At 70.8% G+C, this 11,757-nt stretch carries 8 protein-coding genes; 2 read left to right on the plus strand and 6 right to left on the minus strand.

Annotation, left to right across the window (positions count from 1 at the left end):
- Positions 1-114 precede the first annotated feature (114 nt).
- From KBW98_RS22450 to KBW98_RS22475, 6 genes are all read right to left on the minus strand, one after another.
- Positions 115-5,421 (minus strand): Hpt domain-containing protein, encoded by a 5,307-nt coding sequence (locus tag KBW98_RS22450; protein WP_211522394.1) that lies wholly within the window; start codon positions 5,419-5,421, stop codon positions 115-117.
- A gap of 12 nt (positions 5,422-5,433) precedes the next feature.
- Entirely contained in the window at positions 5,434-7,749 is a 2,316-nt protein-coding gene (locus KBW98_RS22455; protein ID WP_211522395.1) for a methyl-accepting chemotaxis protein, read from the minus strand.
- A gap of 51 nt (positions 7,750-7,800) precedes the next feature.
- Positions 7,801-8,349 carry a chemotaxis protein CheW gene (locus tag KBW98_RS22460; RefSeq protein ID WP_307727619.1) on the minus strand — a complete coding sequence of 183 codons (549 nt, stop codon included), beginning with the start codon at positions 8,347-8,349 and terminating at the stop codon, positions 7,801-7,803.
- Positions 8,346-8,747, minus strand: coding sequence for a response regulator transcription factor (locus KBW98_RS22465; RefSeq protein ID WP_373888994.1), 402 nt, complete (start codon positions 8,745-8,747; stop codon positions 8,346-8,348). Before KBW98_RS22465 ends, KBW98_RS22460 begins: the two co-directional genes overlap by 4 nt.
- Before the next feature lie 16 nt (positions 8,748-8,763).
- Positions 8,764-9,162: a PleD family two-component system response regulator gene (locus tag KBW98_RS22470; RefSeq protein ID WP_211522396.1), complete on the minus strand. Its 399-nt coding sequence runs from the start codon at positions 9,160-9,162 to the stop codon at positions 8,764-8,766.
- A 113-nt stretch (positions 9,163-9,275) separates the two neighbouring features.
- Positions 9,276-9,428: a rubredoxin gene (locus KBW98_RS22475; protein WP_136221333.1), complete on the minus strand. Its 153-nt coding sequence runs from the start codon at positions 9,426-9,428 to the stop codon at positions 9,276-9,278.
- 92 nt (positions 9,429-9,520) lie between these two features.
- Between KBW98_RS22475 and KBW98_RS22480 the strand changes: the two genes are divergently transcribed.
- Both KBW98_RS22480 and hemL read left to right on the plus strand, forming a co-directional pair.
- Complete coding sequence (locus KBW98_RS22480) at positions 9,521-10,321, plus strand: hydroxymethylpyrimidine/phosphomethylpyrimidine kinase (protein ID WP_211522397.1); 801 nt, start codon at positions 9,521-9,523, stop codon at positions 10,319-10,321.
- A 30-nt stretch (positions 10,322-10,351) separates the two neighbouring features.
- On the plus strand, positions 10,352-11,650 hold the full coding sequence (gene hemL, locus KBW98_RS22485) for a glutamate-1-semialdehyde 2,1-aminomutase (RefSeq protein WP_211522398.1): 1,299 nt from the start codon (positions 10,352-10,354) through the stop codon (positions 11,648-11,650).
- Positions 11,651-11,757 lie beyond the last annotated feature (107 nt).

Genomic DNA, 11,757 nt, shown 5'->3' on the forward strand with positions numbered 1-11,757 from the left:
CGGCCGCGCGCCCCCCCCCCCCCCCCCCCCCCCCGCGCTCGCCCCCCCCCCCCCCCCCCCCCCCCCCCCGGCCCCCCCCGGGGACCCAAGTTCGTCGAGCAGCCGCTGGCGTAACTAAGCCGCCTCGCGCCCCAGCAAACTCCCTATCGCCGCCAGCAACACCTCTTCCTGGTACGGCTTCCCGAAGTAGGCATTCACCCCCAGCCCCAGCGCATAATTCCGGTGCTTGTCCGCCGTGCGCGAGGTGATCATGATGATCGGCACCGCCTGCGTCGCCGCGCTGCCGCGGATCTGGCGCGTCAGGTCGAAGCCGTCCATGCGCGGCATCTCGATATCGACCAGCATCAAGTCGGGCGCGCCTTGGGCGACCAGTTCCAGCGCCTCGACGCCGTCCTTGGCCAGCAGCACCCGGTAGCCTTCGCGCTCCAGCAGGCGCTGGGTGACCTTGCGCACCGTGATCGAATCGTCGACCACCATCACCAGCGGCAGCGGCGCCTGCGGCGCGGCCTGCGGCTGGGCGCGCTGGGCCTTGTGCGGCTGCTGGGCCAGCGCCACCGGGTCCAGGATCAGGACGATCTCGCCCGAACCCAGCACCGTGGCCCCGGCGATGCCCGGCACGCGCGCCAGCTGCGGGCCGATGTTCTTGACCACCACTTCGCGGTTGCCCACCACCTCGCCGATGCGCAGCGCGATGCGGCGGCTGCCGCTGTTGAGCACCATGACGGGATTCGAACGCTGCAGCGGCAGGGGTTCGCCTTCCTCACCCAGCAGCTCGGCCAGTTCGTGCAGCGCCAGGGTGTCGGCGCCGGCTGCCAACTTGCCCTCATGCAGGGCCGCTTCCAGCTCGGTATCGCGCACTTGCAGCATCTGCTCCACCAGGGTCGCCGGGATCGCGTAGCTGCGGCCGCCGTTCGTTACCAGCACCACCTGGGCCACCGCCAGGGTCAGGGGCAGGTGAATGGTGAAGCGCGTGCCCTGCCCCGGCGTGGTGTCCACCGCGACGCGGCCGCCCAGGGCCTGGGCTTCGGAACGCACCACGTCCATGCCGACCCCGCGCCCGGCCAGTTCGGTCAGGGTGTCGGCGGTCGAGAAGCCCGGTTCGAAGATCAGTTCGGCCGCATCCTGGTCCGAGACTTCGTCCAGCTCGCCCAGCAGGCCCAGGGCGATCGCCTTGGCGCGGATGCGTTCCAGGTCGAGGCCGGCGCCGTCGTCGCTGAACTGCATCACGACTTCGTTGCCGTGCTGGCTGACCTGCACCAGCATGTCGCCGGTCTCCGGCTTGCCGGCCGCCTGGCGCACGGCGCGCGGCTCGATGCCGTGCACGATGGCGTTGCGCAGCAGGTGCTCGAAGGGCGCGGCCATCTGCTCCAGCACGCCGCGGTCGACCTCGACCGCGCCGCCGCGGATGTCCAGGTTGACGCGCTTGTCGGTTTCCTTGGCGGTCTGGCGCGCCACCCGGAACAGGCGCTCGGACAGGCTGGCGAACGGCACCATGCGCACCCGCATCAGGTCGCGCTGGAGGTCGCGCGTCAGGCGCGACTGGGCCGCCAGCTCCTCGGCCGCGCTGTCGACGGTGCGGCCGATGGTTTCCTGGAAGGAGGCGACGTCGTTGACGCTCTCGGCCAGCATGCGGGTCAGTTCCTGCAGGCGGGTGAAGCGGTCGAATTCGAGCGGATCGAACTCGCGCTCGCCCGCGATCGACAGGCGCGAGGCGATCTGCGACTCGGCCTGCATCTCGATCTCGCGCAGCTGGCGGCGCAGGCGCGCCACGTTGTCCGAGAAGTCGTTCAGCGAGCCCTTGATGGTCTCGACCTGGGTTTCCAGCTTGGAGCGCGTGATCGATACCTCGCCGGCCTGGTTCACCACGCGGTCGAGGAGGTCGGCGCGCACCCGCACCAGCGGCTGGCGGGCGCCCGGCTGCTCCGCCGGGGCCGGCGCGGCCAGGGCTTCCTTCGGCTGCGCGGCGGCTTGCGGCTGCTGGAGCTGCTCGAACAGCAGCAGCGCCTGGTCGTAGCTGGCCAGCAGCTCGTCGAAGGCGGCCGGTCCGGCGCTGCCGGCGTGCGCCAGGTTTTCGATCTCGGTCTCGAGTTCGTGGGTGTGCTGGCCCAGGCGCATCGCGCCCGCCATGCGCGCGCTGCCCTTGACCGTATGCAGGGCGCGCTGCAGGCCCTGGGCGATGGCCATGTCCTGCGGATGCTGCTGCCACTGGCGCAGGCCGTTGCCGATCTGCGGCAGCAGGTCGGTCGCTTCTTCCAGGAACACCGGCAGCAGGTCCGGGTCCAGCTCGTCGGCGAAGACGGGGACGGCGGCCAGCACCGGTTCCACGTCTTCCTGGGGGCCTGCCTGCATCTCGGCCTGCATCTCGGCCTGCACCCCCGCAGGCGATTCCGGCTCGTGCTCGGGCTCGGGCTCGAGCAGCACCGCTTCGTCCGGCGTGACCGCCACGAATGCGGTCTCGTCCAGCTCGGGCACGAACTCCTCGATATCCGGCACCGGAACCGGGGGCGCCATGGCCGACGCAAGTGCAGGCGCAGCCTGGTCCAGGGCCGGCGCCGCGAACGGATCGTCGAGGAAGAGATCGAACACGTCGTCGACCTCGCTGGTATCCGGCGCGGACTTGGCCGCGGGCGCCGCCGCCGGGGCCTCGAAGGCCGGCGGCGCGGCCACCAGGCTGTCGTAGGCGGCCGCGAACAGGGCGTCGAGCTGCTGCGCCAGCGCGGGATCGGCTTCGCCGTACACGGAGGCCGCTTGCCGGCTGGCCACGCGCTCGCGCAGCGCCGCCAGCTGGTCGATCAGGTCGGGCTGCTCCGGCGCCAGTTCGCCCAGGCCGAACACCTGCAGCATGGTGCGCATGCGCGCCAGGGTCGTGTCGAGCACGGCCAGCTCGGCGTCCTCGACGTAGGCGCCGGGCGCCGCCAGCTTGTCCAGGGTCAGTTCCAGCGCCTGCGCCACGTCGCGCAGCGCGTGGTAGCCGACCGTACCCGAGGTGCCGGCCAGGGTGTGCACCGCCTTCAAGCCATCGTCCGAAGCGGTGCGGCGCGGCGCGGCGCGCCAGGCCTCGCATTCCGCGGCCAGCGCCTGCAGCAGCTGCTCGGCCTCGGCCAGGTAGATGTGGTACAGCGCTTCCGGCACCTCCAGGCCGCCGATGCGCCTGATACCGTCGCGCGCTCCCTGCGCGGCCGGCAGTTCGACCTGCTGGTCGAGCACGGGAATCTCGTCGTCCAGCAGCGCCGGCGCCTCCGCCTGCAAGGTAGCGGGCGCCTCGAAGGGGCCGCCTTCCTGCACCCGCGCGGCCGCCTCGACCAGGGCCGCGCCGTCGCGCGCGGGCGTGCGCCCGGCGGCCAGGTCGGCCACCCAGGCTTCGAGCTCGGCATGGGCGTGGGCCAGCAGCGCCAGCAGGCCGGCGCTGGCCGGACGGCTGTCGGACAGCCACACGTTCATCACGCGCTCGACGGCGGCGCTGGTGGCGGCGAAGTCTTCCAGCTCCACCATGCGGCTGCTGCCCTTGAGCGTGTGGAAGGAACGGCGCAGCAGGGTCAGTGTTTCCTGGTTGCCCGGATCGTCCGCGGCGCGCGGCAGGTGCTCGGCCACCAAGCCCAGCACTTCCTGCGCTTCGCCGATGAAGATCTCGAGCAGCTCGGCCTCGATGCTGGTTTCGACCGGCGCCGAGGCTTCCTGCGCCGGCTCGGAAGCCGGCTCGACGAACTCATAGGGCAGCTCGCGCAGCAGGCGCTTGTCCTCGTCGAAGGTGAAGCGTCCTTTTGCCGCCTCGCTGTCCTGGGCCAGCAGGTCGGCGAAGAAGCCCAGGGCGCCGATGTTCTGGGCGATGTTGTGCAGGGCCGCGTGCTGGCTGGTGACGTCGCCTTCGTAGTCGGCCAGCTTGCGCACCTCGCCGGCGACGTGCTGGGTGGCGCGCACCGCCTGCTCGAGGTCGAGGATGGCGAAGGCGCCCTGCAGCTGGTGCAGCACCGGCGTGCTCTGCTCCAGCACCTGGCGTTTGCCCGGGTCGTCGTAGTACTCGTCGAGCAGCTTCTCGATCTGGCGCAGGCCGGTCTTGATCTCGTTCGCCAGCACGGCCACGGTCTGGCCCTGCTGGATCTGGCGCGCCAGCTCGCCCTGCCAGTGCGCGGCGTCGGGCGGGGTTTCGCCCGCGGCCAGGGCCAGCAGGCGCGCGCCCACCGCTTCGGCGTTCTCGGCGAAGTCCTGGGGCAGCTGGCGCAGCTGGTCCAGGCCGTTCTCGACGAACAGCATGGCGGCGGCCATCTCGAGGCCGAACTGGTCGCTGCGGCCCGAGGACATCGAGTCGGTCGCGGCGCGGCCCAGCTCGCGCAGCAGCTGGGCCAGCGCGGGCGCGCCCAGCTTCTCGCTGGCGCCGGCCAGCTGGGCCAGGGCGTCGTTGAAATCGTCCTCGACCACCGCGTCCGCCTCGTGGGCGATGCGGTCCCAGTCCGACTTGGTGCGGGCCAGGGCTTCGCGCGCTTCCTTCAGCGCGGCCGGGTCGATCTTGCCGTAGCGGCGCTCGGCGTAGTCGGGCGGCACGGCGCCCTCGAGGTGCAGGGCCCGGCGCAGGCGCTGCGCTTCCGGGCCGGGCGCGGGCGCGGCGGCCACGAAGAACAGGGCGTCGCGCAGCATGGCGTCGGGCGTGCCGCCCTGCCCCTGCGACAGGCGGCGCGCCTGCAGGTTGATCTGGCCGAACAGCTGCTTGGCGTACAGGTCGCTCTCGACCTGGCCCTCGGCCACCACGGCGGCGAAGGCATGCATGGCCTGCCAGAACAGGCGTGCGCGCGGGTCCTGCTGGCCGGCCGCGACCGGCGCGATGGCCTCGGCCATGCCGGCGGCGTGCAACCGGACCTGTTCGGGATCAGTGCTTTTCAGGTAGGGCAGCAGCGACTTCTCGAAGCGCGCGCGGCAGGCCGCGACGTCGACCGGGCCAGCATCCCCCTCGAAAGGAAGATCCGGCAGCACCGACAGATCGAGCATCAGGAGGTCCGACGGGTGGATGCGCTGCACGCCCAGGCGCTCCTGGAGGTCGCGGAAATACGGGAACAGGCGCGCCGGCTGCTGGGGCGCCCCGGCCAGCAGCTCGTCCAGGTATTCGCCCAGGGCGCCATAGGCGTCCTGCAGCAGCCTGGCGTTGTCCTCGGTGCAGGGCAGCTGGCCGTCCTTGAGGCGGTCGAGCAGCTGCTCGGCCGCGCCGGTGAAGGCGCCCACGCCCTCGACGTCCACCATCTGCAGCGCGCCGTGCGCCTGGTGCAGGTGGGTCTTGGCATGCAGCAGCAGGGTCGGCTGGGCTTCCGGGCTGCGGCCGGCGGCGTCGCGCACCGCGTTGCCGGAGCGGGCCAGGGCGTCGCGGATCTCGCCGATCACCCAGGACAGCGGGCCGGTATCGAATCCTCCTGCACGGGTCGATGTGGTCGTCATGCCAACAGTTTATCAGGAGGCGACGCGGAAGCGCGACACCGAGTCCTTCAGCTCCTGCGCCAGGCCGGCCAGCTCGCGGATCGACTGGGCGGTCTGGCGCGTGCCCTGCTGGGTATTTTCGGTCACTTCCAGGATCTGCCGCATGTTGTGCGCCACGCCGTTGGCCGAGGTGGCCTGCAGGCCGGTGGCGTAGGACATGCCCTGGATCAGCTCCGCCAGGCGGTTCGACACGCGCGAGATATCGGCCAGCGCGGCGCCGGCGGCGTCCGACAGGCGCGCGCCCTCGACCACGCCCTGGGTCGATTTTTCCATTGCGGCGACCGCGTCGTGGGTGTCGGCCTGGATGGTGCGCACCAGCGCGCCGATGCCCTTGGCCGCTTCGGCCGAGCGCTCCGCCAGGCGCTGCACTTCTTCCGCCACCACCGAGAAGCCGCGTCCGGCCTCGCCGGCCGAGGCGGCCTGGATCGCGGCGTTCAGCGCCAGCACGTTGGTCTGCTCGGTGATGTCCGAGATCAGGTCGGTGATTTCGCCGATCTCCTGCGAGGATTCGCCCAGGCGCTTGATGCGCTTCGAGGTTTCCTGGATCTGCTCGCGGATCTCGTTCATGCCGAGGATCGCGTTCTGCACCGCAAGCGCGCCCTGCTCCGCCGCCGCCACCGACTGGCGCGCCACGTCGGCCGATTCGAGCGCCGAGCGCGACACGTCGGTGATCTCGCCGGCCATGCGCAGCACGGTGCTGGAAGCGTCCTGGATTTCCTTCGACTGCTGCTCGGCCGCGCCCAGCAGGCGGGTCGACACGGCCTGGGCGCCGCTCGAGGCGCGCGTGACCTGCTCGGCGGTGGTAATCACGCGCACCACCAGGCCGCGCAGCTCTTCCACCGTGTAGTTGACCGAGTCGGCGATGGCGCCGGTGATGTCCTCGGAGACGGTGGCGTGCACGGTCAGGTCGCCGTCCGCCACTTCCTGCAGTTCGTTCATCAGGCGCAGGATCGCGGCCTGGTTGGCGTCGTTGGTGGCCTTGGCTTCTTCTTCCTTGGCCTGGGCCAGCTGGCGCATGGCCTCGGCTTCGCGGCGGCGCGCTTCCAGGCCGCGGGTGCGGTTGTGCGAGTCCTGCAGCATCACGCGCGAGATGCTGCCGCCCGCCGCCAGGGTGAAGATCGAGGCGCCGACCAGGACCCAGAGCCAGGGGCTGCCGGCGCCCTGGGCCAGGCGGTAGTCGGCCTGCAGGCGGCCCAGCATGGCGCTCAGCTGCTCGTTGTCGCGCGCGATGGTCTGCTCGGCGCTGCGCGCGGCGTGGAAGTGATCGATATTGCTCTGCAGGGAAGCGATGGTCGACTGGAAAGCGCGGAAACCCTCGCGCGCCTTGGCCAGGCGTTCGCGCAGTTCGGCGTCGGCCAGCGGGGCCAGGCCCAGCGCGGCGCTGCCTTCCAGCAGGCCGTCGACGATGGCGCCCAGCGCGGTAGCGTCGCGCGCGATCGATTCGACCGCGCCGCTGCGCGGCGCGCCCGGCGTCACGAAGGCGTGCGCGCTGGCGGCCAGGCTCTGGGTCAGGTTCATCATGCGGCCCAGGGCCGCCACTTCGCGCGCGCTGCCGCCGCGCTCGGTGCGCTGGTCGAGCAGGGTGTCGGCGATCGCCAGCAGTTCCGGGCTGAAGCCCTCGAGCTGGGCCAGGCTGGCGCCGTAGCCGGTCAGGTGGCGCTTGTTCTTGGCCAGCACCGCGGCGGCCTTGTCGGAGGCGCTCCATTTGGCGCGCGCCTTGGCGACCAGGCGCGCGGCCTCGCCGGTGGCGGCCGGGATGTCGCCGGCGGGCGTATTGCCGCCGCGCGCCAGCAGGACCAGGTTGCGGCCCAGGTCGGCGCGGCTGCTTTCCAGCTGGGCCACGGCGGCGCTGTCGCCGCGCAGCGCCTTGGGCGCCGCCTTGCCCAGGCGGTGGGCGTTCATCAGGGCGTCGCTCGCGGTCTGGCTCTGGCCCGCCGCGTCGGCGTTGTGGGCGGCGTTCTGCCACATCGACAGCACGGTCAGCAGGATGCCGGCCGCGAAGGAGCCCAGCAGCAGGCGCAGCTGGCGCGGCAGCGACAGGTGGCCGATCAGCGGCAGGCGCAGGTCGTCGAGGGCGCCGCTATCCTCGGACGCGGGCGTTCCCTTGCGGTGGCGGATGTTGCCCAGGCGGCGCGCGGCCGCTTCGGCGGAACCGCCGACGGCCGGCGCTGCCGGCGCGGCCGCGGCGAAGCCGGGTCCGAACTGGGTGTCCGGCGAGGACAGCACGGTGTCGTCGTCCGCGCTCTCCCTGCTGATGAAATTGGTGGCAAGTTTCGAGGCGAATCCCATTCCGGCTCCTGGTGCTGCTGTTCGTTGTCGGCGCGTGCGCCTGGTGTCTGTTTACATTCCGACGTGCAGGAAGCGCTCTTCCCGCACCAGCGCCGCCAGCGACAGCGGCTTCCATGTGTTGCCCTCGGCGTCGCGCAGGGTGTCGCCCTCGCGTTCCATCGCGCCGGCCTGGCGCAGGCCGAACACCTGGTCGACCCGCAGCGCGCAGTTGAAGCCCAGCGCCGGCGAGAAGGTGACCAGGCGTCCCGTGCTGGCGGGGGACGCCGGCGCTTCCGGGTCGAGGTAGCGCGCCAGGTCGATCACGCCCAGCAGCGCGCCGCGCACGTTGACCAGGCCCAGGTACCAGGGCCGGGTCAGGGGGACGGGGGTGAGCGCGCCGAGCGGCACGATCTCGCCGGCCTCGGTCAGGTCGAGCAGCCAGCGGGCGCCGCCGATGCCCAGGCCCAGCTGGTGCACCCGTTCGCCGCTGCCGCTTTTCGCGGCCTGCATGCGTTCCAGCAGTTCTTCCTGGTAGGCGCGCAGGCGGGTGCGGCGCGCAAGCTCGGCCTGCGAAGCCTCTCCCTGCCCGCCCTCTTCCTCGCCGGCGCCCGGCTGCATCATGCGCTCGCGCGCACCGGCATGGCGGCGGACTCCACGCCAATCGCGGCGATGCTGGCCAGCAGCTGCTGGGGGTTGACCGGCTTGACCAGGTAGTCCCTGGCGCCCTGGCGCATGCCCCAGATGCGGTCGGTCTCCTGGCTCTTGCTGCTGCAGATGATGACCGGGACCTTGGCCAGCTCGGGATCGCGGGCGATCGCGCGCGTGACCTGGAAGCCGTTCGCTCCCGGCATGACGACGTCCATCAGGATCAGTTCCGGGCGCTCGGCGCGGATGCGCTCCAGCGCCTCTTCGCCGTTGACGGCGGTGCTGACGGCGTACCCGTTCTTGACCAGGATGTCGGTCAGGTAGAAGCGTTCGGTCGGGGAATCGTCGACGATGAGAATCTTGTGTATGGCCACGTTGGGCTCCGGGAATCTAGCAGGGCTTGCCGGCCGTGTGGTCGCGCACGGCGGCCAGCAGGCTGTCTTTGGAAAACGGTTTGGTCAGGTAGGCGCTGGCGCCGACCATGGCCCCGCGCGCGCGGTCGAACAGGCCGTCCTTGGACGACAGCATCAGCACCGGCGTGGCGGAAAAGCGTGCGCTCTTCTTGATCAGGGCGCAGGTCTGGTAGCCATCCAGGCGCGGCATCAGGATATCGCAGAACACCAGCGCGGGGTGGTGGTCGTTGATCTTGGCCAGCGCGTCGAAGCCGTCCTCGGCCAGCACCACCTGGTAGCCGGCCTGGGTCAGGAAGATCTCGGCGGAGCGGCGGATCGTGCTGCTGTCGTCGATCACCATGATGGTCAGGCCCGTCGGTTGCGGGGAAGTCGTCATTTTCGTTTCACTTCGGCATGAAGCGCCACGATAGCACAGGGCCCTCCCCTTGTGCGCGAAGTGTTGCGCTGCGTCAACTGAGCAATTTCACTCCAGACGCAGCGCCCGGCGCATCAGATCGCCGTCATCTCGAAGTCGTCCTTGCGGGCGCCGCACTCCGGGCAGGTCCAGTTCATCGGCACGTCGGCCCAGCGCGTGCCGGGGGCGATACCGTCATCGGGGGCGCCGGCTTCTTCGTCGTAGACCCAGCCGCAGATCAGGCACATCCAGGTCTGGAAAGGCGCCGTCGATTCAGTACTCACAGTTTTGTTCCTTCTATCTAGTAAAATGCGGAATCAGGTATCTTAATCTACCCGTCGTGCAAAACCAACCGTTACCCCTCATCCTGACGTTCGGCCTCTGCGATCCAGTCGGTGCACTCGGCGTGCAAGCGGACGTGGCCGCCTTCGCGGCGCTGGGGTGCCATGCGTTGACGGCTGTCGCCGGCCTGCTGGTCTCGGACAGCGCGCGCGTGGAAAACCTGCATGAAGTCGACAGCGACTGGATGGCCGACCAGGCCCGCACCCTGCTCGAGGACATGCCGGTCGCCGCCTTCAAGGTCGGCGCCGTGCCCAGCGCCCTGCACCTGGCCGCGATCGCCGAAATCGTCTCGGACTATCCCGACGCGCCCCTGATCCTCGACCCCTTCCTCACTTCGCTGCCGGACGCCGGCATGGGCGACGAGGAAATGATGTCGGCCCTGATCTCGATCCTGTCCCCGCAGGCCACCTGCCTGATCCTGTCGCAGTCGGAACTGGGCCGCATGGCCGAGACCTGGCGCGAAGGCGGCGACGGCGCGCTGGAGCAGGACGTGGCCGAACTGACATCGTCCGGCCTGCAGTATGTGCTGGTGACCGGCACCCGCGACGAATCCGGCTCCTGCCACAACACCCTGTTCGACCGCGACGGCGAAGTCGCGCGCGTGAGCTGGCAGCACCTGCCCGGCCCCTTCATCGGCGCCGGCAACACCTATTCGGCGGCCTTCACCGCGCTGATGGCGCGCGGCTTCGACGCGCCCACGGCCCTGGAAGTCGCCCAGGAATACACCACCGGAGCGCTCGAACATGCGCAGCGCTTCGGCATGGGCAAATTCATCCCCAGCAAATTCTACCGGCCCTAGGCGCCCGCCCGGCCTTCACCCATTGCCACCATGACCACAGAACAAGCCAGTTCCAAGAACGATCTCCTGTTTGCCCGCGCCCAGCAGTCCACCCCCGGCGGCGTCAATTCGCCGGTGCGCGCCTTCCGCTCGGTGGGCGGCACGCCGCGCTTCATCACCCGCGCCGAGGGTCCGTATTTCTGGGACGCGGACGGCAAGCGCTACATCGACTACATCGGTTCCTGGGGCCCGGCCATCGTCGGCCACGCCCACCCGCAGGTGGTGAAGGCGGTGCAGGACGCGGCCGCCCGGGGCCTGTCCTTCGGCGCCCCGACCGAAGGCGAGATCGAGATCGCCGAGGAACTGTGCCGCCTGGTGCCCTCGCTCGAGCAGGTGCGCCTGGTCTCGTCCGGCACCGAGGCGACCATGAGCGCCCTGCGCCTGGCGCGCGGCGCCACCGGCCGCGACAAGATCGTCAAGTTCGAAGGCTGCTACCACGGCCACGCCGATTCGCTGCTGGTGAAGGCCGGCAGCGGCCTGCTCACCTTCGGCAACCCGACCTCGGCCGGTGTGCCGGAAGACTTCGTCAAGCACACCCTGGTCCTGGACTACAACAACGTCCCGCAACTGGAAGACGCCTTCGCCTCGATGGGCGACACCATCGCCTGCGTGATCGTGGAGCCGGTGGCCGGCAACATGAACCTGATCCGCGCCACGCCGGAATTCCTGCAGCGCATGCGCGAGCTGTGCACCGAACATGGCGCGGTCCTGATCTTCGACGAGGTGATGTGCGGCTTCCGCGTCGGCCTTGGCGGGGCCCAGGAAACGTACGGCATCACGCCGGACCTGACCGCATTGGGCAAGGTGATCGGCGGCGGCATGCCGGTGGCGGCCTTCGGCGGCCGCGCCGACCTGATGCAGAAAATGGCGCCGATCGGCCCCGTCTACCAGGCCGGCACCCTGTCGGGCAACCCGGTGGCGGTGGCGGCCGGCATGACCACCCTGAAGCTGGTGCAGGAGCCGGGCTTCTACGACCAGCTCACCGCGCAGACCGCCAAGCTGGTCGACGGCTTGAGCGCAGCGGCGAAGGAAGCCGGCGTCACCTTCTGCGCCGATTCCGTGGGCGGCATGTTTGGCATGTACTTCTCGGCCGGCGTGCCCTCGACCTACGCCCAGATGATGGCGGGCGACAAGGAGCGCTTCAACCGCTTCTTCCACGGCATGCTGGACGAAGGCGTGTACTTCGCCCCGGCCATGTTCGAGGCGGGCTTCGTCTCGGCCCGGCATGACGACGCGGTGATCGCGGAGACCGTGGAAGCGGCGCGGCGCGTGTTCAAGAAGATCGCCTGAATATCCGTAGGGTTGGGGGGGGGGGGGGCGCCCCGGGGGGCGGGGGGGGGGGGGGGGGGGGGGCGGGGGGGGGGGGGGCCCCCCCCCAGTGGGGGGGGGGGGGGGGG

Source organism: Massilia sp. ST3, from assembly GCF_018119405.1.
Taxonomy (GTDB): Bacteria; Pseudomonadota; Gammaproteobacteria; order Burkholderiales; family Burkholderiaceae_D; genus Telluria.

Excerpts from the sequence above, each read along its gene's own strand:
- KBW98_RS22460 (WP_307727619.1), bottom strand. The coding sequence starts at position 8,349 with ATGATGCAGCCGGGCGCCGGCGAGGAAGAGGGCGGGCAGGGAGAGGCT.
- KBW98_RS22475 (WP_136221333.1), bottom strand. The coding sequence starts at position 9,428 with ATGTGCCTGATCTGCGGCTGGGTCTACGACGAAGAAGCCGGCGCCCCC.
- hemL (WP_211522398.1), top strand. The coding sequence starts at position 10,352 with ATGACCACAGAACAAGCCAGTTCCAAGAACGATCTCCTGTTTGCCCGC.
- KBW98_RS22450 (WP_211522394.1), bottom strand. The coding sequence starts at position 5,421 with ATGACGACCACATCGACCCGTGCAGGAGGATTCGATACCGGCCCGCTG.
- KBW98_RS22470 (WP_211522396.1), bottom strand. The coding sequence starts at position 9,162 with ATGACGACTTCCCCGCAACCGACGGGCCTGACCATCATGGTGATCGAC.
- KBW98_RS22455 (WP_211522395.1), bottom strand. The coding sequence starts at position 7,749 with ATGGGATTCGCCTCGAAACTTGCCACCAATTTCATCAGCAGGGAGAGC.